The organism is Streptomyces diversicolor (assembly GCF_057537855.1).
In genome coordinates this window covers 164,594-189,083 of sequence record NZ_BAAJXA010000016.1, presented here as the reverse complement: position 1 = coordinate 189,083, position 24,490 = coordinate 164,594, and the positions used below count along the sequence as shown (strand labels likewise).

The 24,490-nt window shown below is 72.6% G+C and carries 22 protein-coding genes; 12 read left to right on the top strand and 10 right to left on the bottom strand.

Annotation, left to right across the window (positions count from 1 at the left end; translation table 11 throughout):
* Positions 1 to 19 precede the first annotated feature (19 nt).
* From AC27LF_RS20785 to AC27LF_RS20770, 4 genes are all read left to right on the top strand, one after another.
* Positions 20 to 781 carry a DeoR/GlpR family DNA-binding transcription regulator gene (locus AC27LF_RS20785; RefSeq protein ID WP_479659334.1) on the top strand — a complete coding sequence of 254 codons (762 nt, stop codon included), beginning with the start codon at positions 20 to 22 and terminating at the stop codon, positions 779 to 781.
* Positions 778 to 1,725 carry a 1-phosphofructokinase gene (pfkB, locus tag AC27LF_RS20780; protein WP_479659252.1) on the top strand — a complete coding sequence of 316 codons (948 nt, stop codon included), beginning with the start codon at positions 778 to 780 and terminating at the stop codon, positions 1,723 to 1,725. Before AC27LF_RS20785 ends, pfkB begins: the two co-directional genes overlap by 4 nt.
* Before the next feature lie 208 nt (positions 1,726 to 1,933).
* Positions 1,934 to 4,099: a PTS fructose transporter subunit IIABC gene (locus AC27LF_RS20775; RefSeq protein WP_479659253.1), complete on the top strand. Its 2,166-nt coding sequence runs from the start codon at positions 1,934 to 1,936 to the stop codon at positions 4,097 to 4,099.
* 107 nt (positions 4,100 to 4,206) lie between these two features.
* Positions 4,207 to 4,458 carry a hypothetical protein gene (locus AC27LF_RS20770; protein WP_479659254.1) on the top strand — a complete coding sequence of 84 codons (252 nt, stop codon included), beginning with the start codon at positions 4,207 to 4,209 and terminating at the stop codon, positions 4,456 to 4,458.
* Between the two features lie 41 nt (positions 4,459 to 4,499).
* Here AC27LF_RS20770 and AC27LF_RS20765 read toward each other — a convergent pair whose 3' ends face one another.
* From AC27LF_RS20765 to AC27LF_RS20755, 3 genes are all read right to left on the bottom strand, one after another.
* Positions 4,500 to 5,246: a DUF6227 family protein gene (locus AC27LF_RS20765; RefSeq protein WP_479659255.1), complete on the bottom strand. Its 747-nt coding sequence runs from the start codon at positions 5,244 to 5,246 to the stop codon at positions 4,500 to 4,502.
* 295 nt (positions 5,247 to 5,541) lie between these two features.
* Entirely contained in the window at positions 5,542 to 6,570 is a 1,029-nt protein-coding gene (locus AC27LF_RS20760) for a P1 family peptidase (protein WP_479659256.1), read from the bottom strand.
* A gap of 486 nt (positions 6,571 to 7,056) precedes the next feature.
* A complete protein-coding gene (locus tag AC27LF_RS20755; RefSeq protein ID WP_479659257.1) occupies positions 7,057 to 8,301 on the bottom strand; it encodes a low temperature requirement protein A in 1,245 nt (414 codons plus the stop codon).
* 116 nt (positions 8,302 to 8,417) lie between these two features.
* On the opposite strand from AC27LF_RS20755, the gene AC27LF_RS20750 reads away from it, so the two are divergent.
* On the top strand, positions 8,418 to 8,594 hold the full coding sequence (locus AC27LF_RS20750; protein ID WP_479659258.1) for a hypothetical protein: 177 nt from the start codon (positions 8,418 to 8,420) through the stop codon (positions 8,592 to 8,594).
* A gap of 169 nt (positions 8,595 to 8,763) precedes the next feature.
* Here the strand turns inward: AC27LF_RS20750 and mscL are convergent, their stop codons facing one another.
* The 6 genes from mscL to AC27LF_RS20720 all read right to left on the bottom strand — a co-directional run bounded on the left by mscL (position 8,764) and on the right by AC27LF_RS20720 (position 14,781).
* Positions 8,764 to 9,222, bottom strand: coding sequence for a large conductance mechanosensitive channel protein MscL (mscL, locus tag AC27LF_RS20745; RefSeq protein ID WP_479659259.1), 459 nt, complete (start codon positions 9,220 to 9,222; stop codon positions 8,764 to 8,766).
* A gap of 138 nt (positions 9,223 to 9,360) precedes the next feature.
* On the bottom strand, positions 9,361 to 10,032 hold the full coding sequence (locus tag AC27LF_RS20740) for a CpaB family protein (RefSeq protein WP_479659260.1): 672 nt from the start codon (positions 10,030 to 10,032) through the stop codon (positions 9,361 to 9,363).
* 276 nt (positions 10,033 to 10,308) lie between these two features.
* Positions 10,309 to 11,142 carry an S-methyl-5'-thioadenosine phosphorylase gene (locus AC27LF_RS20735; protein ID WP_479659261.1) on the bottom strand — a complete coding sequence of 278 codons (834 nt, stop codon included), beginning with the start codon at positions 11,140 to 11,142 and terminating at the stop codon, positions 10,309 to 10,311.
* 103 nt (positions 11,143 to 11,245) lie between these two features.
* Positions 11,246 to 11,575, bottom strand: a complete 330-nt coding sequence (locus tag AC27LF_RS20730) for an FmdB family zinc ribbon protein (RefSeq protein WP_479659262.1) — start codon at positions 11,573 to 11,575, stop codon at positions 11,246 to 11,248.
* A gap of 67 nt (positions 11,576 to 11,642) precedes the next feature.
* A complete protein-coding gene (locus AC27LF_RS20725; protein WP_479659263.1) occupies positions 11,643 to 12,935 on the bottom strand; it encodes an MFS transporter in 1,293 nt (430 codons plus the stop codon).
* A 337-nt stretch (positions 12,936 to 13,272) separates the two neighbouring features.
* A complete protein-coding gene (locus AC27LF_RS20720; RefSeq protein ID WP_479659335.1) occupies positions 13,273 to 14,781 on the bottom strand; it encodes a potassium/proton antiporter in 1,509 nt (502 codons plus the stop codon).
* Positions 14,782 to 15,044: 263 nt separating this feature from the next.
* On the opposite strand from AC27LF_RS20720, the gene AC27LF_RS20715 reads away from it, so the two are divergent.
* Positions 15,045 to 17,879 (top strand): penicillin acylase family protein, encoded by a 2,835-nt coding sequence (locus tag AC27LF_RS20715; protein WP_479659264.1) that lies wholly within the window; start codon positions 15,045 to 15,047, stop codon positions 17,877 to 17,879.
* Between the two features lie 109 nt (positions 17,880 to 17,988).
* On the opposite strand, the gene AC27LF_RS20710 is transcribed toward AC27LF_RS20715, so the two are convergent.
* Complete coding sequence (locus AC27LF_RS20710) at positions 17,989 to 18,624, bottom strand: 5-formyltetrahydrofolate cyclo-ligase (RefSeq protein ID WP_479659265.1); 636 nt, start codon at positions 18,622 to 18,624, stop codon at positions 17,989 to 17,991.
* Positions 18,625 to 18,703: 79 nt separating this feature from the next.
* On the opposite strand from AC27LF_RS20710, the gene galU reads away from it, so the two are divergent.
* From galU to sepX, 6 genes are all read left to right on the top strand, one after another.
* Positions 18,704 to 19,606 (top strand): UTP--glucose-1-phosphate uridylyltransferase GalU, encoded by a 903-nt coding sequence (gene galU / locus AC27LF_RS20705; protein WP_479659266.1) that lies wholly within the window; start codon positions 18,704 to 18,706, stop codon positions 19,604 to 19,606.
* A gap of 4 nt (positions 19,607 to 19,610) precedes the next feature.
* Positions 19,611 to 20,933 (top strand): molybdotransferase-like divisome protein Glp, encoded by a 1,323-nt coding sequence (glp, locus tag AC27LF_RS20700; protein WP_479659267.1) that lies wholly within the window; start codon positions 19,611 to 19,613, stop codon positions 20,931 to 20,933.
* A gap of 360 nt (positions 20,934 to 21,293) precedes the next feature.
* The gene (gene moaC, locus AC27LF_RS20695) at positions 21,294 to 21,773 is read left to right on the top strand and encodes a cyclic pyranopterin monophosphate synthase MoaC (protein WP_351734092.1); all 480 of its coding nucleotides are present in this window, start codon (positions 21,294 to 21,296) and stop codon (positions 21,771 to 21,773) included.
* A complete protein-coding gene (locus tag AC27LF_RS20690) occupies positions 21,770 to 22,315 on the top strand; it encodes a MogA/MoaB family molybdenum cofactor biosynthesis protein (RefSeq protein WP_479659268.1) in 546 nt (181 codons plus the stop codon). The genes moaC and AC27LF_RS20690 overlap by 4 nt, the downstream gene beginning before the upstream one ends.
* Positions 22,316 to 22,335: 20 nt before the next feature.
* Positions 22,336 to 23,013: a GNAT family N-acetyltransferase gene (locus AC27LF_RS20685; RefSeq protein WP_479659269.1), complete on the top strand. Its 678-nt coding sequence runs from the start codon at positions 22,336 to 22,338 to the stop codon at positions 23,011 to 23,013.
* A gap of 184 nt (positions 23,014 to 23,197) precedes the next feature.
* Positions 23,198 to 24,436, top strand: coding sequence for a divisome protein SepX/GlpR (sepX, locus tag AC27LF_RS20680; RefSeq protein WP_479659270.1), 1,239 nt, complete (start codon positions 23,198 to 23,200; stop codon positions 24,434 to 24,436).
* The last annotated feature ends 54 nt before the right edge of the window (positions 24,437 to 24,490 follow it).

The window sequence follows — 24,490 nt, the reverse complement described above, 5'->3', positions numbered from 1 at the left end:
GGTTCGGAGGCAAGTGGGCATGTACGCACCGGAGCGGCAGCAGGAGATCCTGCGGCTCGCCCGTGAGGGCGGCCGGGTCGACGTGGTGTCGCTGGCCGAGGAGTTCCAGGTCACCGCGGAGACGATCCGCCGCGACCTGAAGGCCCTCGACCGGGCCGGCCTGCTCCGCCGGGTGCACGGCGGCGCCATCCCGGCCGGGCGCCTCGACTTCGAGCCGGACCTCACCGAGCGCGAGTCCACGGCCGCCGACGAGAAGGACCGCATCGCCAAGGCGGCCCTCGCCGAACTGCCGGCCGAGGGCACGCTGATCCTCGACGCCGGCACCACGGTGGCCCGGCTCGCCGCGGCCATCCCGCTGGAGGCCCAGCTCACGGTCGTCACGCACAGCCTGCCGACCGCGGCGCGCCTCGCCGACCACCCGGGCATCCAGCTCCATCTGGTCGGCGGGCGGGTCCGGCACCGTACCCGGGCAGCCGTGGACGCCTGGGCGCTGCGCGCCTACGCCGAGATCCGCGCCGACCTGCTGTTCGTCGCCGCCAACGGCTTCTCCACCGAGCACGGTCTGACCACCCCCGACCTCGCGGAGGCGGCGGTCAAGCGCGCGGCGATCACCGCGGCCCGTCGCGTGGTCCTGCTCGCCGACTCCGCCAAGCACGGCCAGGAGCACTTCGCCCGCTTCGGCGGTCTGGGCGACGTGGACCTGCTGATCACCGACAGCGGGCTGAGCCCCGAAGACGCCGAAGCCATCGAGCGCGGCGGCACGGAAGTGGTGCGCGCATGATCCTCACCGTCACCCCCAACCCGTCTCTCGACCGCACCTACGAGGTCCCCGCGCTGGAGCGTGGTGAGGTCATCCGCGCCACCGGTGAACGCATGGACCCCGGCGGCAAGGGCGTGAACGTCTCGCGCGCCGTGGCCGCCGCCGGCCGCCGCACGGTCGCCGTACTGCCCCTGGGCGGCGCGCCGGGCGCGCTCGTCGCCGAACTGCTGGACGCGCAGGGCATCGAGGTCGCCCCGGTCCCGGTCGCCGGGGCCACCCGCTCGAACATCGCCCTCGCGGAGGCCGACGGGGTGCTCACGAAGATCAACGCACCCGGTCCCGAGCTGTCCGCGGCCGAGCAGGAACTGCTGCTGGAGACGGTGCGCGGACAGTCCCGGCACGCGGACTGGATCGCCTGCTGCGGCAGCCTGCCGCGCGGACTGGCACCCGCCTGGTACGCCGACCTGGTCGCGCGGGCGCACGCCGTCGGCGCCCGCATCGCGCTGGACACCTCAGGCCCGGCCCTGCTGGCGGCGCTGGCCGAGCGCCCGGACGTCGTGAAGCCGAACGCCGAGGAACTGGCGGAGGCCGTGGGACGCCCCCTGGCGACGGTCGGCGACGCGGTGAAGGCGGCAGAGGAACTGCGCGAGAGGGGCGCGCGGGCCGTGCTCGCGAGCCTCGGCGCCGACGGGCAGCTGCTCGTGGACGGTACGGGCGCCTGGTTCGGCAGTGCCCGCGTGGACGTCGTACGCAGTAATGTCGGCGCCGGTGACGCGTCCCTGGCCGGCTTCCTGATCGCGGGCGGCAGCGGGCCCGACGCGCTGGCCTCCGCCGTCGCGCACGGCGCGGCGGCCGTCCAGCTGCCCGGCAGTGTGATGCCGACACCGGCCGACCTGGACCCGGCTGCGGTGACGGTCACGGAACGGCCCCCGACGGACCGCGAACTCACGGAGCCGGTGTCATGACCGGCCGTACGACCCCCGCGCCGGCCCACGCCCGCGAACCGGCCCGGAGCCGGCGCGGCGCCGCTTCACCGGCCGGCACCACCGTCACCGCCCCCCACACCACCCCCCGCACCAGCTCCGAACCCACCACCTCTGCCCCCACCACCCCTGTCCCCACCTCTCCCGTCCACCCGACTCCCCGGGCGATACGCGAGCGAAGGAGCCCGCGATGAGCGACATGATCACCGCGGACCTGGTCGATCTCGACCTGTCCGCCGACACCAAGGAAGCGGCGGCGCGCGCCCTCGCCGAGCGCATGGTGGCCCTGGGCCGGGTGACCGACCTGGAGGGCTTCCTCGCCGACGTGGCCGCCCGTGAGGCGCAGATGCCGACCGGCCTGGACGGCGGCATCGGCATCCCGCACTGCCGCAGCGAGCATGCCACCGAGCCGACGCTTGCCTTCGGGCGCAGCGCCGCCGGGATCGACTTCGGTGCGGCGGACGGTCCGGCCGACCTGATCTTCCTGATCGCGGCCCCTGCCGGTGCCGACGACGCCCACCTCACGATCCTGTCGTCGCTGGCCCGCCATCTGATGAACGCCGAGTTCACGTCCGCGCTGCGGTCGGCGGCCGACCCGCGGACGGCGGCGGCGCTGATCCGCGGTGACGAGCCGCCGACGGGCGAGCCGACACCGGCCGCGGAGGGTTCCGAGGGGGTTCCCGAGCCCGCCCGCGGCGCCGCCGCCGGTGACGCGCACGGTTCCGAGGACACCGCCGTGGCGCCGGCGGCGGCCTCCGCCGGCGCCACGGCGGGCAGTGGGGGCAGCACGGGCAGCGAGGTTGACCAGGACGTTCCCGTGTCGGACGCGGCGGGTCAGGCCGCCGCGGCGGAGCAACCGTTCCGTATCGTCGCCGTCACCTCCTGCCCGACCGGCATCGCCCACACCTACATGGCCGCCGAGTCGCTGGAGAACGCGGGCCGTGCGGCGGGCGTCGAGGTCGTCGTCGAGACCCAGGGCTCGGCCGGCTTCACCCGGCTCGACCCGGCCGTGATCGCCGCGGCCGACGCCGTGATCTTCGCCCATGACGTGCCCGTCCGCGACAAGGACCGCTTCGCCGGCAAGCCGACCGTCGACGTCGGCGTGAAGGCGGGCATCAACCGCCCCGGCGAGCTGATCGCCGAGGTCCGCGACAAGGCCGGACGCGGCGAGGTCACGGCCGCCGCCAAGCCGGGCGGCACCCCGGTCGAGCGCTCCGGCGACGCCACCGAGGGCTATGCCACCAGGCTCCGCAAGTGGCTGATGTCCGGCGTCAGTTACATGGTCCCCTTCGTCGCCGCGGGCGGCCTGCTCATCGCCCTCGGCTTCGCGATCGGCGGCTACAAGATCAACAAGGCGCCGTCGGTCATGGACCACTTCGTGTGGACCCAGGCCGACAGCTGGGGCGCGCTGCTGTTCCAGATCGGCGGTGTGGCCTTCGGCTTCCTGGTCCCGGTGCTGGCCGGCTATATCGCCTACGGCATGGCGGACCGCCCGGGGCTCGTCCCCGGCTTCGTCGGCGGCTCGATCTCACTGACCATCAACGCCGGCTTCCTCGGCGGTCTGGCGGCCGGTCTGATCGCGGGTGGAGTGGTGCTGGCGATCCAGAAGGTCCAGCTCCCGACGGCGTTGCGCGGCATCATGCCGGTGGTGGTGATCCCGCTGATCTCCTCGGCGATCGTCGGGTTCCTGATGTTCGTCGTGATCGGCAAGCCCATCGCCTCGGCGCAGAAGGGCATGACGGACTGGCTCAACGGCCTCAGCGGCGCCAACGCCGTCCTGCTGGGCGGCCTGCTCGGCCTGATGATGTGCTTCGACCTCGGCGGCCCGGTCAACAAGGTCGCCTACACGTTCGCCACGGCCGGCATCGCGGTCGCGAGCCCCAGCGACTCCGCGATGAAGATCATGGCCGCGGTGATGGCGGCCGGCATGGTGCCGCCGCTGGCGATGGCCCTGGCCACGACCGTGCGCGGCAGGCTCTTCACCCGGACCGAACGCGAGAACGGCAAGGCCGCCTGGGTGCTGGGCGCCTCCTTCATCTCGGAGGGCGCGATCCCGTTCGCGGCGGCGGACCCGCTGCGTGTCATCCCGTCCTCGATGGTCGGCGGTGCGATCACCGGCGCCCTGTCGATGGCCTTCGGCGCCACCCTGCGCGCCCCGCACGGCGGCGTCTTCGTGGTCCCGCTGATCGGCAACCCGCTGCTCTACCTGGTCGCCATCGCGGCCGGCGTGTGCGTCACGACGGCGCTGGTCGTCCTCCTCAAGGGCATGCGCAGGCCGGCCCCGGCGGGCACCGCGGAACCGGCGGCGAACCCGTCCACCGCACCGGCGCAGGCGAAGCAGGCGGTGGCGGCGTAGACGCCGACGCACCTGTCCGTTTGGGGTGTTGTGAGTGATTCACGGCACCTGCGAGATACCTCACGGTCCGGGCCGTAAGGTCCGGACCGTGGTGTCTACTGGGGCGCATGCCTGATGACGTCTCGATCCTCGCGATGCTGGGCCTGACCCTGCTGGTCCTGGCGGCGGCCGCCTGGACGGCCGTGCTGGTGCTCCTGCTGCGCCGGGCCCGCTCCGGGGGCGCCGCCGAGCGTTCGGGTCACGACCTGTCCGGGCTTCCGCGCCAGCGTCAGGCGGCCCCCCATCTGGAGGCCGTCGAACTCACCCCGGCGGAACAGGACGCGTTCGCGGGCCTGGTACGGCGGCTCGGCCGACGCTGACGAGCGCCGCGCGGCGCACCGGCCCGCCGGGCCCGGACCCCTCAGGCCCGGCGGGCCGCCCGGCGCTCCATGGCGGCGCGCGCCGCGTCCTCCGTGACGTACACCTCGCACATATGGCGTCCGTCGGGCGTCGCCGTGTGCTCGACCTCCCACAGGGACAGTTCACTGCCGTCACGCAGCAGGAACGCGTGCTCGTACAGCGCGAAACCGAGCCTCGCCCGGTCGGCCCGCCCCGGGCGGCCGAACGCCTGGGAGATCTGGTGCGCGAACGCCGTCGCGAGCAGCGCGGCCGTCTCCCGGTCCGGCCGGTCCGCGTTCTCCGCGCGGCGCAGCAGCCGGCGCGCGTGGTCCGCGGAGTCGTCCGTGACGTACGCGTGCCGCGGCGCGGGCACCGGCGGCAACTGGACCAGCACCGGCAGTTCGAAGTCCGGATCGTGCGACGGCAGCGGCAGCCGGGCGGTGGCGGCTTGCAGTTCCTCTTCGTCCGCGTACACCTCGTGCTGGGGCTCGCTGCCGGGCGCGGTGTTGTGCACCAGCTCCCAGAGCGTGACCGCGGAGCCGTCCGTGAGCAGCCAGGTGTGCCGGTACGTCTCCCGGTGCAGGCCGGCGCTGTGGTGGGCGGAGTGCAGCGAACTGTCGTGCGCCAGCGCGCAGTCGAGCCGCTGTATCGCCTCGTCGGGCAGCTCGAAGGAGTTCAGGGCGCGGCCGAGGAGCCGCGCGAGGTGCTCCTCCGGAGACTCGGGCGACTCGGCGGCTTCGCACGCTGCCGTCTCGTACGGAACGCTCAAGGCTTCTCCCGGCGTTGCTGCATGTCACCTTGTGGGTGCATACCGTAGCCCCTCGATCGGACATCATGTCCGGGAACCGAGAAAACGTACGCCGCGAAAACGCGGGGGCCGCCGGGAAAGTTCCCGCACGACCCGATGTCCTGTCAAAAACCGCCGGTCGGAGCGCACTTCCCCGCTCGCGCGGAGCCGCCCGCGTTCCGCCGGCTCGACGGCGTGTTCCAGCCGCCGGGCCCGTCGTCGGGGCGGACGGTACGGTCCCGCAGGCTCCGCCGCTCCGCGCCGCGCGCCGTCCCGCCTACCGGGTGCCGTACAACTCCTCGTACGACGGCCATGTCCCGCCCGGTCCGGCCACCGGCTCCGCGGCCCGCAGGGCCTTCACGATCGCGCGCGTCACCACGTCGGCACCCGCCGCGAGGATGTCGTTGAGCGCGAGCGGGTTCCCGGCGTCGAGCGGACGGTCCCCCGTGGCCAGCGCGAAGACCGTGTCGCCGTCGTTGAGCAGATGCACCGGCCGCACGGCCCGCGCGATGCCGTCGTGAGCGGTGCCCGCCATCTTCTGCGCCTGCGCCTTCGAGAGGTCCGCGTCGGTGGCGACCACGGCCAGCGTGGTGTTGAGCGGCGGCGCCTGGTTCCGCGCGGCGGCCTCGGACAGCCGCCGGCCTGCGGCCTCGTGGATGTGCGCCTCCGGATACGTCACCCGTCCCTGGAACAGCTTCCCGTAGAGCACGCCCGTCCGCGGATCCAGCGCCGACCCCGCGGCGTTGGCCACCACCAGCGCGGCCACCGTGATCCCCGACCCGAGGACCGTGCTCGCGGTGCCGACCCCGCCCTTGAGCGGCCCCACCACGGCGCCCGTACCCGCGCCCACACACCCCTCGGCGACCGGCGCGCCCGGGGCGCTCGCCGCGGCGTCCTCGACCGCCGCGCGCCCCGTGGCAGCGTCCGGGCGCGCCCGGAAGTCGCCGCCCCGCCCGAGGTCGAAGACACAGGCGGCGGGCACCACCGGGACGACATGCGCGGGGTCCGCCCCGACCCGCACCCCGCGCCCGCGCTCCTCCAGCCAGGCCATCACCCCGGACGCCGCGTCCAGGCCGTACGCGCTGCCGCCGGTGAGCACGACCGCCTCGACCGTGCGCACCAGGTTGCGCGGGTCCAGGGCGTCGGTCTCCTTGGTGCCGGGCCCGCCGCCCCGCACGTCCACGGCGGCCACGGCACCGCCCTCCGGGGCGAGGACGACCGTGGTCCCGGTGAGCAGCCCACCGCCGGTGCGGGTCGCGTGACCCACCCGAAGCCCGGCGACGTCCGTCAATGCGTCAACTGTCATGCCGGCCAGTCTCCTCCCGGAGCCGAGCCCCGGAACACCGAGGTCATGGACGGGCACGCTCGGGAGTGATGGAAGGGGTACGGCTACCGACGGCCGGCCGGGCAGGGGGTGCCGGGCCGGGAGGGGGCGGCTGGGGCCGGCCGAGGGCCGTGCCCGGTGCGTGCTGGGCCGCTCGGCGGGCACGGCTGGGCGGCCGGCCGGCCGACGGGCCTGGCCTGGGCGGGTGCTGGGGCGGGTGCTGGGACGGGTGCGGTCGGGGTGCCGGTGCTCGGGGCCGGGCGGCCGGGCCGGGGGAGCTTGGTCCGGGGGGTCGGGCGGTGGACGTAACCCCTGGCGTCGGGCGGTGGGCGTGGTCCGTGGGATCGGGCAGCGGAGGTAACCCCTGGCGTGGGGCGGTGGACGTGGCCCGTGGACCGGGCGGTTGACGTAATCCCCTGGCGCGGGGCGCGTAGCCCATGGCGTCGGGCAGCGGGCGTACTTGTGGGGTCAGGTGGGGGAGGTGGCCCGTCTTGTCTTCCTTCCGGTTCCGTGTGGTGTGGTGCGGGCCGTCAGGGCGACCCCTGTCGTCACCGCCAGGGCGGCCACGATGCCCGCCGCGAGCACCGCCCAGTGGCCCAGGAAGGTGCAGCAGATCACCAGCAACGCCGTGATCGGCAGCACCAGTTGCTGGGCGATGCCCGCCTTGAAGTGGCGTGCGTGCAGGGCCCATACCGTCAGCAGGTAGAGCGCCGTGGGCAGGGTCACGGCCGCCGAGGCGGACAGGGTCGACAGGTGCGCCTTGCCCACCGCCTCCTCGACCGCCACTTCGAGTCCGGCGCCGATCGCGGCCGCCGAGGCGAGGACCACGTAGTGGCCGTAGCCCCACAGGAACGCCTCTCTGCTGGAGCGCAGATGCCCGTGGATGGGCACCGCGAAGTAGATCCACCAGGCCGAGAAGACGATCAGCAGGCCGCCGGCCGCGATCGGCAGCAGCGTGCCGAGGGCGCCGTGCTCGGCCCCGGCGGACTTCACGGCGACCGTGGCCGCGGCGATCGTCTCGCCGAGCACGATGATCGTGAACAGCCCGTACCGCTCGGCGATGTGGTGCGGATGCCAGGCGGTGCTGTGGTGCCGCTCCGCGTACAGCGGCACGCACAGTTCCACGATCACCATCACCAGGAACACCCAGGCGCGCGCGGGAACCGGCAGCACCACCAGGCCGAGCCAGCCGACCTGGCAGAGCAGCACACCACCGGCGTATCTGAGGGCCGTGGTCCGCTCGGCGCCCTCCGCGGTGCTCGCGGCCCGCAGCCATTGCGCGACCATCGCCAGCCGCATGATCACGTAGCCCAGCCAGACCGCGAGGTATTCATGATGCTCGAACGCCCGTGAGATCCCCGAGGCCAGGACCAGCACACCGGCGATCTGGACGAGGGTGACGACGCGGTAGAGCGCATCGTCGTTGTCGTACGCCGAGGCGAACCAGGAGAAGTTCATCCAGGCCCACCAGATGGAGAAGAACAGCATCGCGTAGTTGAGGATGCCGTTGCCCGCGTGGCCCTCCGCCACCGCGTGCACCAGCTCGACGCCCGCCTGTGCGACGGCCACGACGAAGCACAGGTCGAAGAAGAGTTCGAGCGGTGTGGCGACGCGGTGCGGCTCACCGCGTCCGCGGGCGGTGAGCCGGCGCACTGGACGGGGTGTCTGGGGCACGTCCGCGGAGGCGGGCGGCGGGGCGGAACTGGGCGTCATGCCTCTCAGCACAGCAGAAAACCTCACCGAAATCTTGTGGGCCGGTTCACATACGGGGACGGATCCGGGAGCCGGGGGGCCGGGGGGCCGGGGGGCCGGGGCCGTACCCTTGAGGCATGAGCAGCGCCCCCGCCCCCGAGCCGCGCGACCCCAAGGCCGCGCTCGTCTTCGACGACCCGCTCAGCCAGCAGTCCTCGGACGACACGGACCGCGGCTGGGGCGAGGCCGGCGACGGTGACGGCGCCGCCGACCTGAAGCGCTTCCTCGACGAGAAGCCTCCGCACCACCTGTGACGCGGACCCCGCGGGGCCGCTGAGCAGGTCCAGTGGAGTCCGCTGCGGTTCGGCAGCGCCCCGAAGGGGCGCGGGGCTGTATCGATATGCGGCTCCGCCGCGCGGGCGCGATCGCCACGTCGGTGCCGCAGACGACCGACGGCACAGCGCGGCATTTCCGGCGGAGCGGTTATTGCCGGTCGCGGCCTGAGGCGCGCTGCGCGACCAGTTCGTCGCGGATCTCCTTGAGCACCTCCAGCTCGGTCACCTCGATGACCTCCCGCGTGCCCTCCCGGGCCTTCCTGCGGGCCTCCACCCGGGCCAGGTACCTCGCCATGGGCAGCACCATCAGGAAGTAGACCACCGCGGCGGTGATCACGAAGCTCAGCGTGGCGCCGAGGACCGAGCCCCACATCAGCTGGATGCCGTCGGTGCCGGTGCACGACGAGCTGAGGCACGAGCTGTAGTGGTCGAGGTTCTGTGTGCCGATCGCCCCGACCAGCGGGTTGATGATGCCCTTCACCACCGAGTTGACGATGTTCGTGAAGGCCGCGCCGATGACCACCGCGACCGCCAGGTCGACGACGTTGCCGCGCATCAGGAAGGCCTTGAAGCCCTGCCAGATGCTCGGTTCCTTCTTCTCGCTCACCTCGGGGACTCTCCTCGTGCGCACAGGGGGTGGAACAAAGCGCTCCGCAACCTACGGCACCATACGGCCATCCTGTCGAATTTCTTCCCTCGAACGAGGGACTTGACAGCGTGTCGTCAAGCCAATGTGCGTGCCGGTTCAGCACAGCGTCACCGCCAGCCGTGCCGTCGTGCTCGCCGCCACGAGGTGGGCCGCCGTGTCACGCGGCGCGGAGAGCACGACGAGCGCCCCGCTCTCCGCGGCGCCGTCCAGGGGCTCCGGCAGTCTCGTCACCCGCGCACCGCGCGCGAGCACGCGGGCCTCGCCGCCCGTGGCGGGATCCTGTGCGGCGACGACGTCGACCCGGTCGCCGGGCCGCAGCAGCCGGACGGTGGCGGCATCGGCGATCCGTACCGGCGCCGTCACCAACTCGACCGCGTCGGGCCGCCGTACGGGCTCGGCCGCGGGGTGGCCGCGGGCCCGCTCGGCGCGGTGCGGATCCGTCGTGGCGCGCGGCCCGGCCGCCACGAGCGCGGCGGCGGTGACCGCGAGGCCGGCCGCGACGGCGCGCCTGCGGTGCCGGACCAGCCGTCGCAGTCCGTACCGCCCGCCGCGCACCCGCACCGGCGGGAACTGAGGGACCTCGCAGGTGGCCGGCGCATCGGTGCCCAGCGGGCGCGGGACGGGAAGCGGAGGCGGAAAGGGCGACGCGGGAGAGGGGGGAGAGGGGGGAGAGGGTGCGGTCGGCGGGCTGAGGCGCGGGGGAGAGGGGGCAGGGGAGGGAGCGGACGGAGAGGTCGGCTGGGAGAAGTGCGGGGGACGGACGGACATGAGGACCACCACCTGCGGCGCGGAATCGGCTTGCGATGCCACGATGACGCCTCGCGCCGCCGCTCGCCGGAGCCGGTGGAAGACGGCCGCCCTGTGGACAACTCGCCCACCCGAACGAGAGGTTCCGGCTACGTCGACCCAGACCCGCACGCCCTGCGGCAGCGCGCCCCCCAGCAGTCACGTACCACCGCTCGCCCCGTCACCTACGGCAGCCCGCCCCGCAGTCACGTACCGCTGCTCGCCCCCGCCGTCGCGTACAACATCTCGCCCCGTCGCCTACGGCAGTTCGAAGCCCGGGTCCATGCCACCCAGCGCGGCGGCGCACAGGCAGTCGCGGGCCGCGGTGTCCGGCAGGGCCGCCACCGCGTCGAACAGCACGCCCCTCAGCCGGTCCACGTTGGCCGCGAACACCCGCAGCACCTCGTCGTGCGAGACGCCCTCGCCGGTCTCCGCGCCCGCGTCCAGGTCGGTCACGAGCGTCAACGACGTGTAGCACAGCTCCAGTTCGCGGGCGAGCGCCGCTTCGGGGTGGCCGGTCATGCCGACCACCGACCAGCCCTGCGCCCGGTGCCACAGCGACTCGGCGCGGGTGGAGAACCGCGGGCCCTCCACCACGACCAGCGTGCCGCCGTCCACCGGCTCCCAGTCCCGGCCGCGGGCGGCCTTCAGCGCGGCGGCCCGCCCGGTGGGGCAGTAGGGGTCGGCCAGTGAGACGTGCACCACGTTCGGCACGGTGCCGTCGGGCAGCGGCAGTCCGTCGAAGTACGTCTGTGCCCGCGACTTCGTACGGTCCACGAACTGGTCCGGGACGAGCAGGGTGCCGGGCCCGTACTCGGGCCGCAGGCCGCCCACCGCGCACGGGCCGAGGACCTGGCGCACGCCCACCGACCGCAGGGCCCAGAGGTTGGCGCGGTAGTTGATGCGGTGGGGCGGCAGGTGGTGGCCGCGGCCGTGCCGGGGCAGGAAGGCGACGCGCCGGCCGGCGATCTCGCCGAGGAAGAGGGAGTCGCTGGGCGCGCCGTAGGGCGTGTCCACCTGGATCTCGGTCACGTCGTCGAGGAACGAGTAGAAGCCCGAGCCGCCTATTACGCCGATCTCTGCGTTCGCCATGACGAGCACACTAGCTGGCGGTGAAAACGCCGGGGAAGCGGCGCCGACCGGGGACGCCGAAGACCCCACCGTCGGGTGACGGCGGGGTCTTGTGGAAGGAGTCTCAGGCGGCGGAGCTGCCGGTGGAGCTGGACGCCGAGGAGGACGCCGCCGAGGACGACGGCTTCGAGGAAGACGACGCCTTGGTGTCGGACGAGGAGTCCGAGGAGCCGGACGCGGCAGGCTTGGCGGCCGGGCTGCTGCTGCTCGAAGAGGAGCCGCGGCTGTCGTTCCGGTAGAAGCCGGAGCCCTTGAAGACAATGCCGACCGCCGAGAAAACCTTCTTCAGGCGGCCACCGCAGCTGGGGCACTCGGTCAGGGCGTCGTCGGTGAACTTCTGCACCGCCTCAAGGCCCTCGCCGCACTCGGTGCACTGATACTGATAGGTCGGCACTGTCTTCCTCCTGGCACTCTCACTCGTTGAGTGCTAACGACGGTCCATAGTGACGTATTCCCGTCGATCAGTCCACCGCGACCGGCGAGCGGTGACCGACGCCACGCGCGACGGTGCGGCGCCGGGACGGCGGAATAAGCCGGGAGCGCAGTGCCAGCAGGGTCACCAGGGCCAGCAGGGTGCCGCCCAGCGGCACCAGGAATCCGGCGCCGTCCCACAGGCGGTCCTCCAGCTGACCGGCGACGGTGACCGCGGCCGCCTGGCCGAGCGCGACCGCGCCGGTCAGCCAGGTGAACGCCTCGGTGCGGGCGCCGGCCGCGACCAGATCCTCCACCAGGGTGTAGCCGGTGATCAGGGCGGGCGCGATGCACATGCCGACCAGCAGGCCGAGCCCGGCGAGCAGGAGCGCCGAATGGGCGGTCCACAGGGCGGACGCGGTCAGGGCGAGGGCCGTGTAGCCGATCGCGAGGCGGCGCTGCGGGGCGGCCTTCCAGGCGATGGCGCCGCACACGACGCCGGAGAGCATGTTGCCCGCCGCGAAGGTGCCGTACAGGACGCCGTTCAGCCCGGGTCGGCCGATCGACTCGCTGAACGCGGCGAGCGAGACCTGCATGCCGCCGAAGACCGAGCCGATGCCCAGGAACGTCACGATCAGTACGCGCACCCCGGGGACGCGCAGCGCGGACGCCTGCCGCACGCGCGCGTGGCCGCCTTCGGACACCGGCGGCTGGGTGCCGCGGCGCGCGGCGAACAGCAGACCGCCGAGGAGCGTCAGCGCGGCCTCCGTGACGAGGCCCGCGGCCGGGTCGACCGTCGTGCACAAGGCCGTGGCCAGCAGCGGGCCGACGACGAAGGTCAGCTCGTCCGTGACGGACTCGAAGGCCGCGGCGGTGGCCATCAGCGGCGAGCCCTGGAGCCGCGCGCCCCAGCGGGCGCGCACCATGGGGCCGATCTGCGGCACCGAGGCGCCGGTCGGTACGGCCGCCGCGAACAGGGCCCACAGGGGTGCGTGCGCCAGGGCGAGCGCCGTCAGCGCCAGGCCCGACAGCGCGTGCACGAGGACGCCGGGGATCAGCACGGCACGCTGGCCGTAGCGGTCGGCGAGGCGCCCGCTGTAGGGGGCGAACAGCGCCATGGAGACGCCGGTGACGGCCGCGACGGCGCCCGCGGCGCCGTACGAGCCGGTGGTGTGCCGCACGAGCAGCACGATGGAGAGGGTGAGCATCGCGAACGGCTGGCGCGCCGCGAAGCCTGGGAGCAGGAATGTCCAGGCGCCGCGCGTGCGCAGCAGTTGTCCGTATCCCGGGCGGGACGGTGCCGCCGGGTTCTCCGACGGCTCGGTGGTGACCGTGGACGCCACGGCCCGTGCCTTTCTGCCGCCTGGTAGCGCGACCCTTGCCGGGCCGTTCACCTCCGGAGCGCGCTCCTTCGGTTCACGCGCCTCGCGGGGCGCCGAGAGCTGTCCTCTTGCGCGGAACTGCGGTAGATGCCGGTGCCCACACCTCAGGGCGTCCGGCCGCCATACGGTCGCGCCAGCTCTGCGTCAGACAGAGTTGGTTCGATCAGGGGTGCCTTCACCATACAGGGGTCGAGGGCGCGCACACCTGTGAAAGCGGGCACCACAAGGCGCGTTCGCCTGGGATTACGGGAGGTGTGAACCGTACGAAACACGCACTTAACGCACGCTCAACCCGCGCTCAGCGCCCCGCTCCCGCGCCGTCCGTGCCCAGCCACCCGGCCAGCTTGCCGCCCTGGGCGACCGCGCGCAGCCGGCGTTCCGCGGCGTCGCGGACGGGGTCGACGGTGACCACGAGCAGTTCGTCCCCGTGCCGCAGCACGGTCGTCGGCATCGGTACGAACGACTTCCCCTCGCGCACGACCAGGGTGACCCCGGCGCCGGCCGGCAGGCGCAGCTCGCCCACCTCGACGCCGTGCATCCGGGAGCCCTCGGGGATCTCGAAGGACAGCAGATGCCCGCGCAGCCGCTCCAGGGGCGCCGATTCGATGCCGAGGTCGGCCGCCTCCGTTCCGTCGCCGAGCTTCAGCATGCGCGCGAGCCAGGGCAGCGTCGGCCCCTGGACCAGGGTGAAGACGACGACCAGGACGAAGACGATGTTGAAGACGCGGCGGCTGCCCGCGACGCCGTTCACCATGGGGATCGTCGCCAGGATGATGGGCACGGCGCCGCGCAGCCCGGCCCAGGACATCAGGACCTGTTCCCGCCACGGCACCCGGAACGGCACCAGGCTGAGCACCACGCTCAGCGGACGCGCGACCATGGTCAGCGCCAGGCCGATGACCAGGGCCGGCAGGAAGTCGTCGCCCAGGTCGTGCGGGGTGACCAGCAGTCCGAGCAGGACGAACATGCCGATCTGGGCGATCCAGCCGAGCCCTTCGGCGAAGCCGCGCGTGGCGGGCCAGTGGGGCAGCTTGGCGTTGCCGAGCACCATCGAGGCCAGGTAGACCGCGAGGAAGCCGCTGCCGTGCGCCAGGGCGCCCGCCGCGTAGGCGGTGACCGCGATCGCCATCACGGCGATCGGGTAGAGGCCCGAGGCGGGCAGCGCCACATGCCTGAGGCCCCAGGCGCCGAGCCAGCCCACCGCGAGCCCTATGGCCGCGCCGATGGCCAGCTCCAGCAGTATCTCGCCCAGCAGCACGTACCAGTGCTCGATCGGCCCCGCGGCGGAGAAGGCGATGACCAGGATGACCACCGGGGCGTCGTTGAAGCCCGACTCCGCCTCCAGCGTGCCCGTCACGCGCGCGGGGAGCGGAATTCTGCGCAGCACCGAGAAGACCGCCGCCGCGTCCGTCGAGGACACCACCGCCCCGATGATGAGGGCCTGCCGCCATTCCAGCCCGACCAGGAAGTGCGCGGCCGACGCCGTCACCCCGACGCTGACCGCGACGCCGCACAGGGCCAGCGTGGAGGCCGCGCTCAGCGAGGGTTTGATCTCCTTCCACTTGGTGCCGAGACCGCCCTCGGCCAGGATCACGACCAGGGCCGCGTACCCGATGACCTGGGTCAGCTCGGTGTCACTGAAGTGGATCTTCGCGATGCCGTCCTGGCCCATGAGGATGCCGATCCCCAGGTAGACGAGCAGGCTCGGCAGCCCGCTGCGCGAGGAGATCCGGACCGCCGCCACGGCGACGAGCAGGACGAGGGAGCAGACGAGCAGGAGCTGGTTGAGGTGGTCGACAGTCAGCAGCGCATCCCTTCACCGGCTCGCGCGCGAGGGGCGCGACGCTCATGTACACGATCGAGGCTGCGGTACACCGCACCCAACTACTTCATTACCTTACCTAACTCTTGACGCTTTCTTGACGCTGGACGAGGCAAGATCGAACGTCCGTCCGCGCTGGTTCCCGACTCCGGGTCAAGTGCCCCACGGCCCTGCGCCTATGGTTGCTCCAGCGCTCATTCGAAGTCACAGCCCGACCTGCCGCTCGCGTTAGGACAGCAAGGACAGCGATGCCCCCCAACACCACCGCCACAGCGGCTGCCCGGCCCGGCAAGTCCGGCAGGAAGAAGGGGCGCAGAGCCCGACTGATCGTGCTGGTGCTCGTCCTGGCCATCGTCGGCGGCATCGCCTACGGGGCGTACTGGTCGATCAGCACCGTGCGCGCGTCCTTCCCGCAGACCACGGGGTCGATCACGCTCGACGGCCTGTCCGGACCGGTGGAGGTGAAGCGGGACGGCTACGGCATCCCGCAGGTCTACGCTGCCTCCGACGAGGACCTGTTCATGGCGCAGGGCTACGTCCAGGCGCAGGACCGGTTCTACGAGATGGACGTGCGCCGCCACATGACGTCCGGGCGGCTGTCCGAGATGTTCGGCAAGGGCCAGGTCAAGAACGACGAGTTCCTGCGCACCCTGGGCTGGGACCGGGTGGCCGAGAAGGAGTACGACACCAAGCTGTCGGACTCCACGAAGAAGTACCTCCAGGCGTACGCCAAGGGTGTCAACGCGTACCTGGAGGGCAGGGACGGCAAGGACATCTCCCTGGAGTACGCGGCGCTCGGGTTCACCAACGACTACAAGCCCGAGAAGTGGACTCCGGTCGACTCCGTCTCCTGGCTCAAGGCGATGGCCTGGGATCTGCGCGGCAACATGCAGGACGAGATCGACCGCGCCCTGATGACCAGCCGCCTCGGCCCGCAGCAGATCAAGGACCTCTACCCGGAGTACCCCTACAGCCGCAACAAGGCGATCGTCCAGGAAGGCCAGTACGACGAGCTGACCCAGGCGTTCCAGCAGAGCGGCGGCACGAGCGGCACCCAGGGCTCCACGGGCACCGGAACAGGAACGGGCACCGGAACGGGTACGGGCACCGGTACGGGTACGGGCACGGCGGGCGCCACGGGCACGAACGGTTCGACCGGCACCTCCACGGCCGGATCGGGCCTCACGAGCCAGCTGTCGGGCCTCTACGACGTCCTGGACGACCTGCCCACGGCCGTCGGCGTGAACGGCCAGGGCATCGGCTCCAACTCGTGGGTCGTCTCCGGCAAGTACACGATCACCGGCAAGCCGCTGCTCGCCAACGACCCGCATCTGTCGGCCTCGCTGCCGTCGGTCTGGTACCAGATGGGCCTGCACTGCCGCACCGTCTCCGCCAAGTGCCAGTACGACGTGACCGGTTACACCTTCGCCGGCATGCCCGGTGTGATCATCGGCCACAACGGCGACATCGCCTGGGGCATGACGAACTCCGGCGTCGACGTCACCGACCTCTACCTGGAGAAGCTGACCGGCAGCGGCTACCTGTACGACGGCAAGGTCAAGCCCTTCACCACCCGCGAGGAGACCATCAAGGTCGCCGGCGGCGAGTCCAAGAAGATCGTCGTCCGCGAGACCAACAACGGACCGCTGCTCTCGGACCGCGACGACGAACTGGTCAAGGTCGGCAAGAAGGCCACCGTCGACACCGCCGCCCCCGACCGCGGCGACGGCTACGGCATCGCCCTGAAGTGGACCGCCTTGGAGGCGGGCACCTCCATGGACGCCGTCTTCGCCATGGACCGGGCCGCGAACTGGGACGACTTCCGGGCCGCCGCCGCGCTGTTCGACGTGCCCTCGCAGAACCTGATCTACGCCGACACCCAGGGTCACATCGGCTACACCCTGCCCGGGAAGATCCCCACGCGCGCGGAGGGCGTCGACGGCTCCGTCCCGGCGCCGGGCTGGGACTCCAAGTACGCCTGGACCGGCTACCTCAAGCAGGACCAACTGCCCTACGAGTACGAGCCCGAGCGCGGCTACATCGTCACCGCCAACCAGGCCGTCGTCGACCAGGACAAGTACCACTACACGCTCACCGCCGACTGGGGCTACGGCACCCGCAGCCAGCGGATCACCGACCTGATCGAGTCCAAGATCAAGGGCGGCGGCAAGATCTCGACCGACGACATGCGCCAGATGCAGCTCGACAACAGCAGTGAGATCGCCAAGCTGCTCGTGCCCAAGCTGCTGAAGATCCATGTGAAGGACAAGGACGTCCGCGAGGCGCAGCGGCTGCTGGAGGGCTGGGACTACACCCAGGACGCCGATTCCGCGGCGGCGGCCTACTTCAACGCCGTCTGGCGCAACATCGTCAAGCTCGCCTTCGGCAACAAGCTGCCCAAGGAACTGCGCGTCAAGGGCCAGTGCCTGTGGGTCGACAAGATCGACAGCACCGGTCCGGTGGACGACGACACCAAGGTGCGCGAGTGCGGCGAGCGGGACGCCGACCAGGCGCAGCCGGACGGCGGCGACCGCTGGTTCGAGGTGGTGCGCACCCTCATGGACAAGCCGGACAGCGACTGGTGGAAGACGCCGGCCTCCCGGACGGGCAACCGGCCCGAGGCGGACAACCGCGACGAGCTGTTCCGCCGCGCCATGATCGACGCGCGCTGGGAGCTGACCTCCAAGCTCGGCAAGGACATCGACAGCTGGAGCTGGGGCCGGCTGCACCGGCTGTTCCTGAAGAACCAGACCCTGGGCACCGAGGGCCCCGGCGTCCTCCAGTACGTCCTCAACCGCGGTCCCTGGAAGCTCAGCGGCGGCGAGGCGACGGTCAACGCGACCGGCTGGAACGCCGCCGGCGGCTACGGAGTGGTGTGGGTGCCGTCCATGCGGATGGTGGTCAACCTCGACGACCTCGACAAATCGAAGTGGATCAACCTCACGGGCGCGTCGGGCCACGCCTACAGCGCCCACTACACCGACCAGACCGACAAGTGGGCCGACGGCGAGCTGCTGCCCTGGTCGTTCTCCGGGAAGGCGGTCGACAAGAGCACGAGCGACACCCTGGTGCTCAAGCCCTGACCGGCTGACAGCCTGGCGGAAGGGCCCCTCCACGCGCGCGTGGAGGGGCCCTTCCGCCCTCTGCCCTTCCGGGTGGCCGCGGACCGTTTGCCCGCCCCGGAGGCCGCCGTCAGACGCCCGTGAACCGGCGCACGCCCGACGGCGTCACGACGGCGTGCACGGGCCGGTCGTGCGGCTGTGCCGGAACGCGCTCGACGACCTCGGTGTCGTACAGCAGCACCACGAGGGCGGGGCGGGCGTCCGCGCGTTCCAGGCGGGCCAGCACGCGGTCGTACGAGCCTCCGCCGCGGCCCAGGCGCGTTCCGTGCGCGTCCACCGCGAGGCCGGGCAGCAGCACCACGTCGGCACGCGTCACGGCGTCCGGGCCCAGCCGGTCACCCGCGGGCTCGAACAGCGCCATCCGCCCGCCGTGCCGCACGAGCGCGAGGGAGCCCTCCCCGGCGTACGCGCCCCAGTCCAGGTCGTGGTCCGGCAGCAGCGCGGGCAGCAGGACGCGGACGCCCCGCGCGCGCAGCACGCCCAGCAGCGCCAGGGTGCCCGGCTCGCTGCCGACGGAGACGTACGCCGCCACCGTGCGCGCCCGGGCCAGCTCGGGCAGTTCCAGCGCGCGCTCGGCCAGCGCGGCGCCGGCCACCCTGACGTCATCCGCCGTCAACCTGTTCCTCGCCGTAAGGAGCTCTCGCCGCAACGTGCGCTTGTCAGGCTCGGCCGGACGTCCTGCGTGATCCACGGGTCGTTCTCGCATCCTTCTCAATACGCTCATATGAGAGCGAGTTAACCGGAGCCACAGTTTTCGCACAAAGGCACCGGATAGGGTTGCGGGCATGACTCAGTCGCACCCCAGGATCAGCAAGGCTGTCATTCCCGCAGCGGGCCTCGGCACCCGGTTCCTGCCGGCCACCAAGGCCACTCCCAAGGAGATGCTGCCGGTCGTGGACAAGCCGGCGATCCAGTACGTGGTCGAGGAGGCCGTGTCGGCGGGGCTCGACGACGTCCTCATGATCACGGGACGCAACAAGCGCCCCCTGGAAGATCACTTCGACCGCAACTACGAGCTGGAGTCGGCCCTGGAGAAGAAGGGCGACGCCGAGCGGCTCGCCAAGGTCCAGGAGTCCAGCGACCTCGCGACGATGCACTACGTGCGCCAGGGCGACCCCAAGGGCCTCGGCCACGCCGTGCTGTGCGCCGCTCCGCACGTCGGCCACGAGCCCTTCGCGGTGCTCCTCGGTGACGACCTGATCGACCCGCGCGACCCGCTGCTGCGGCGCATGATCGAGGTCCAGGAACGGCACGGCGGCAGTGTGATCGCGCTCATGGAGGTCGCGCCCGAGCAGATCCACCTCTACGGGTGCGCGGCCGTGGAGACCACCGAGGACGGCGACGTCGTCAAGGTCACCGGCCTGATCGAGAAGCCGGACGCGGCGGACGCGCCGTCGCACTACGCGGTCATCGGCCGCTACGTCCTCGACCCGCACGTCTTCGGCATACTGCGGCAGACCGAGCCGGGCCGCGGCGGCGAGATCCAGCTGACCGACGCCCTCCAGCAACTCGCCCAGGACGAGAAGGCCGGCGGCCCCGTGCACGGCGTCGTCTTCGAGGGCCGCCGCTACGACACCGGCGACCGTGGCGACTACCTGCGTGCCATTGTCAGACTCGCATGCGAACGTGAAGACCTGGGCCCGGACTTCCGGACCTGGCTTCGCAGTTACGTAGCCGAGGAGATGTAGCGAGTTGAGCAGCACCGCGACCCGCCCCGCCGACCCGGACCACCTGTGGACGGTGGACGAGCACCTGGAGGACGTCCTCACCACCGTCCGCCCCCTGGAGCCCATCGAGCTGCAACTCCTCGACGCCCAGGGCTGTGTCCTCGTCGAGGACGTCACGGTGTCCGTCTCGCTGCCGCCGTTCGACAACAGTTCCATGGACGGGTACGCGGTGCGGGTCACGGACGTCGCGGGCGCGAGCGAGGAGTTCCCGGCCGTCCTGGAGGTCGTCGGGGACGTCGCCGCCGGCGCGGCCGATCCCGTCCGGATCGGTCCCGGCCAGGCTGCCCGCATCATGACCGGCGCCCCGCTGCCGCCCGGCGCGGAGGCCGTCGTCCCCGTGGAGTGGACCGACGGTGGCCTCGGCGAGGGCCCGGTGACCGGGATGCGCGCCCACGGCCTGGCCCCGGAGGGCGCCACCGGGCATGTGCGCGTGCACCGCTCCGCCGAGCCACGCGCGCATGTGCGCGCCGAGGGCAGCGACGTACGGGCCGGTGACCGCGCCCTCGCGGCCGGCACGGTCCTCGGCCCGTCGCAGATCGCGCTGCTGGCCGCCATCGGCCGCGGCACCGTACGCGTCCACCCGCGCCCGCGTGTGGTGGTCCTGTCCACCGGCAGCGAACTCGTCCAGCCCGACGAACCGCTCGGCGGCGGCCAGATCTACGACTCCAACAGCTTCGCCCTGACCGCCGCCGCCCGTGATGCCGGCGCCATCGCCTACCGGGTGGGCGCCGTCGCCGACGACGCCGAGACGCTGCGCTCCGCGATCGAGGACCAGCTGGTCCGCGCCGACCTGCTGGTCACCACGGGCGGCGTCAGCGTCGGGGCGTACGACGTCGTCAAGGAGGCGCTGTCGGACGTCGGCGACGCGGACGAGGCGGGTGGCGGCGTCGAGTTCCGCAAGCTGGCCATGCAGCCCGGCAAGCCCCAGGGCTTCGGCACCGTCGGCCCCGACCACACGCCGCTGCTGGCCCTGCCCGGCAACCCCGTGTCGTCGTACGTCTCCTTCGAGGTGTTCGTCCGCCCCGCCATCCGCACCCTCATGGGGCTGCCCGACGTCCACCGGCCCCGGATCCGGGCGACCCTCACGGCCGATGCGGCGCTCAGCTCCCCCAAGGGCCGCAGACAGTTCCTCCGGGGCACGTACGCCGACGGCAAGGTGACGCCGGTGGGCGGCGCCGGATCCCATCTGGTCGCGGCCCTGGCGCACGCCGACGCGCTGATCGTCATCCCCGAGGAAGCGGAGTCCGTCGAACCCGGCACCGAGGTCGAGGTGATCCGACTCGGCTGAGCACCCCGGCACCCTGGAAGCGCCGGGCCCGGCGGTCCCGTGACCGCCTCGGTATCGCTCGGCCCGGAGGGTCCCGTGACCAGCTCGGTATCGCTCGGTCCGGATGGTGCATGAGCAGCTCGGTATCGCTCGGCCCGGGCGGTCCCGTGGTCACCCCGGTACCGCTGGGCCGGGTGGTTCCGCAACCAACCCCGTGCCGCTCGGCCTGGGCAGTCCCGTGGCCAGTTCGCCGCCGTACGGGCGGGCGGTCCCGGGAGCCGGTCCTGCTCCGGTGCGTGCCCCGAGTTGGCGGTACCGTGTCGCGCACGACACACCCGTGCGCCGCACCGCGACGGGTCCCGACCGGGAGCGCCACACACCATGAGTACGCAGGACCGACTGACGCACATCGACGACGCGGGCGCGGCCCGCATGGTCGACGTATCCGGGAAGGACGTGACCGCGCGCACCGCCCGCGCCAGCGGCCGCGTCCTCGTCTCGCCCCGGGTGATCGAGCTGCTGCGCGGTGAGGGAGTCCCCAAGGGCGACGCCCTGGCCACCGCGCGCATCGCCGGCATCATGGGCGCCAAACGCACCCCGGACCTGATCCCGCTGTGCCATCCGCTGTCGGTGTCCGGTGTGAAACTGGACCTGTCGGTCGCGGACGACGCCGTAGAGATCGTGGCCACCGTGAAGACGACGGACCGCACGGGCGTCGAGATGGAAGCCCTCACCGCGGTGTCGGTGGCCGCCCTCACCGTGATCGACATGGTCAAGGCGGTCGACAAGGGAGCGGTCATCACGGACGTGCGGGTGGAGGAGAAGACGGGCGGCAAGTCGGGCGACTGGAGCAGGTCGTGACCGCCGGGGCCTACCGCGCGCTGGTCGTCACGGCCTCCAACCGCGCCGCGGCCGGCGTCTACGAGGACAAGGGCGGCCCGCTGGTCGCCGACGCACTGAAGGGCCTCGGCTTCGCCGTCGAGGGCCCGCAGGTGGTCCCCGACGGGGACCCGGTGGCCGCCGCCCTGCGCGCCGCGGTCGACGCGGGCTACGACGTCGTCGTCACCACCGGGGGCACCGGCATCTCGCCCACCGACCGCACCCCCGAGGCCACCCGCGAGGTCATCGACTTCGAGGTGCCGGGCATCGCGGAGGCCGTGCGGGCGTTCGGCCGCGCGAAGGTGCCGACCGCGGCGCTCTCCCGTGGACTGGCAGGAGTGGCGGGCCGGACACTGATCGTCAACCTGCCCGGGTCCAGCGGCGGGGTGAAGGACGGTCTGTCCGTCCTTGAGCCGCTGCTCGTCCACGCCGTCGACCAGATCCGCGGCGGCGACCACCCCCGGCAGGAGGCGGCGCCCCGGCCGGCCGGACACGGCCGTTCCAGACACGGGGGTGCGAGCTGAACAGCCCATCCTGGCCCGCGGTGCTGGCAGACGGCGATGTCGTCCTCCGGCCGATAAGGCTGCGCGACCAGCGGACCTGGCGCGAGGTGAATCGGCGCAACCGGGACTGGCTGCGCCCCTGGGAGGCGACCATTCCGCCGCCCACGCCCAGCGGGCCGATCACCCACCGGCCGACCTACCGCCAGATGGTCCGGCATCTGCGCTCCGAGGCGAACGCGGGCCGGATGCTGCCCTTCGTCATCGAGTACCAGGGCCGTCTGGTGGGACAGTTGACGGTCGCCGGGATCACCTGGGGGTCCATGTGCTCGGGACACATCGGTTACTGGGTGGACGAGGCGGTGGCCGGCCGCGGAGTGATGCCGACGGCCGTGGCGCTCGTGGTGGACCACTGTTTCCGCACCGTCGGCCTGCACCGCATCGAGGTCTGCATTCGCCCGGAGAACCGGCCCAGCCGCCGGGTCGTGGAGAAACTCGGATTCCGTGAGGAGGGGCTGCGGCCGCGTTATCTGCACATCGACGGCGCCTGGCGCGACCACCTCGTCTTCGCGCTCACGGCGGAAGAGGTGCCCGAAGGGCTGTTCGGCCGCTGGCAGCGGACACGAGCACGGCGCACGACGGACGACGGGAGCGCGCCGAACGGCCCGAGCGCCCCGCGGAATCCGCAGAACACCCAGAACACCCCGGGGAATCCCGGGTAGCCCGGAAATTGAATACATGTTCGAAATTGATCGGCGGATGACCGACTCCGGGCATTGAATTGGCGGCAACGGCGGTCCGCTGATCGCATCGGTCGCAAAAAAAGCTGGAAATATCAGCTGGATCGTGCGACACACCGGCCCAATTGGCAGATGGCCTCACGCAAACCCCTCTACGGTGTGAGGCGTGAGCAGCAGCGGCCTCATCTACGCAGTCATCGTCGGGGCCTGGGCCGCCTACTTGGTGCCGATGTGGCTCCGTAGGCAGGACGAGCTGAACGAGGCCCGTCCGACGGAACGCTTCAGCACCGCCATCCGGCTGCTGTCCGGACGGGCGGGGATGGAGCGCCGATACGCCAAGGACCTGCGGTCGCGCTCCGCCCGCGAGGGGGAGCCCGACACCGACGCACCTGGCGCCGTCACCGACTCGGTGGACGTCCGGGCCTTCGCCATGCCTCCGCGCCGTCAGGCGCGCGCGCAGGCCGAACCGGAGGTGTCCGCCCCCGCGGCCAAGTCGCCGTCCGCGCCGGCGGCCACGGCCCCGGCGTCCGCCCCCGCGGCCAACTCCCCTTCCGCACCGGCGGCCAAGTCCTCGTCGGCGCCCGCACAGCAGGGCGTCCCGGCCGCGCGGCGTGCCCCCTCGGCGCAGGCCGCCGCGGCGCGCGCCCGGCGCTCGAAGGTGCTCGCGCGTCGTCGGCGCACCACGGTGATGCTCTTCCTCGCCTTCACGCTCGGCGCGATCGTGGCCGCCGTCGGCGGGCTCGCCTTCCTGTGGGCGCCCGGCGTGCCCGCCGTCATGCTCAGCGTGTACATCGCGTATCTGCGCACCCAGGAACGCCGCCGGTTCGCCTATCAGATGGACCGGCGCCGAGCCGAGGCCGCGGCGCAGCGGCTCAGGGAGCGCCAGCCGCGCCGGCGCGCGCCCCTGGACCCGGGCGCCACCGCCGACGAACCGGACGAGGGACCAGAACCGGAGACCGACCCCGGGCTCTCCGCACTCGCCGCCGACCGGCGCGCCCTCGTCGAGCAGACCGACCACGCCGAGTGGGTCGACCAGCAGCGCGAGCGGCAGCGCCGCCCCGGGCACGGCGACAGCTGGGACCCGGTGCCGGTGCCGCTGCCCACGTATGTGACCGCGCCGGTCGCGCCCCGGGCCACGTCCGATGTGGACCTGGCGGCGCCCGACGCCTGGAGCTCCGCGCGCTCCAGCTCCGTGGTCCCCGAGCGGGAGCCGGAGCAGGCCGCGCCCGCGTCCGCGCCCGGCGGCACGGCGGAGGAGGCGCACGCCGGGGAGGACAAGCCGGCGGCGGACGGACGCACGGACGCCCGCCGGGCCGCCTCCGCCCGCCGGGCGCGCGAGCGCGGACGCACCCCGCTGTTCGACCAGTACGAGGACGGCGACCGGCCGCGCGCCGCCAACGAGTGACGGCGGTCCTCGGGCGGTCCGGGAAACCGTTCCCGGGCCGCCCGGAAACCCGGC

What these genes read in the sequence shown, in the direction of transcription:
- AC27LF_RS20785 (WP_479659334.1), top strand. Translation starts at nt 20, where the DNA reads ATGTACGCACCGGAGCGGCAGCAGGAGATCCTGCGGCTCGCCCGTGAG.
- pfkB (WP_479659252.1), top strand. Translation starts at nt 778, where the DNA reads ATGATCCTCACCGTCACCCCCAACCCGTCTCTCGACCGCACCTACGAG.
- AC27LF_RS20775 (WP_479659253.1), top strand. Translation starts at nt 1,934, where the DNA reads ATGAGCGACATGATCACCGCGGACCTGGTCGATCTCGACCTGTCCGCC.
- AC27LF_RS20770 (WP_479659254.1), top strand. Translation starts at nt 4,207, where the DNA reads ATGCCTGATGACGTCTCGATCCTCGCGATGCTGGGCCTGACCCTGCTG.
- AC27LF_RS20760 (WP_479659256.1), bottom strand. Translation starts at nt 6,570, where the DNA reads ATGACAGTTGACGCATTGACGGACGTCGCCGGGCTTCGGGTGGGTCAC.
- AC27LF_RS20755 (WP_479659257.1), bottom strand. Translation starts at nt 8,301, where the DNA reads ATGACGCCCAGTTCCGCCCCGCCGCCCGCCTCCGCGGACGTGCCCCAG.
- AC27LF_RS20750 (WP_479659258.1), top strand. Translation starts at nt 8,418, where the DNA reads ATGAGCAGCGCCCCCGCCCCCGAGCCGCGCGACCCCAAGGCCGCGCTC.
- AC27LF_RS20740 (WP_479659260.1), bottom strand. Translation starts at nt 10,032, where the DNA reads ATGTCCGTCCGTCCCCCGCACTTCTCCCAGCCGACCTCTCCGTCCGCT.
- AC27LF_RS20735 (WP_479659261.1), bottom strand. Translation starts at nt 11,142, where the DNA reads ATGGCGAACGCAGAGATCGGCGTAATAGGCGGCTCGGGCTTCTACTCG.
- AC27LF_RS20715 (WP_479659264.1), top strand. Translation starts at nt 15,045, where the DNA reads ATGCCCCCCAACACCACCGCCACAGCGGCTGCCCGGCCCGGCAAGTCC.
- AC27LF_RS20710 (WP_479659265.1), bottom strand. Translation starts at nt 18,624, where the DNA reads ATGCGAGAACGACCCGTGGATCACGCAGGACGTCCGGCCGAGCCTGAC.
- galU (WP_479659266.1), top strand. Translation starts at nt 18,704, where the DNA reads ATGACTCAGTCGCACCCCAGGATCAGCAAGGCTGTCATTCCCGCAGCG.
- moaC (WP_351734092.1), top strand. Translation starts at nt 21,294, where the DNA reads ATGAGTACGCAGGACCGACTGACGCACATCGACGACGCGGGCGCGGCC.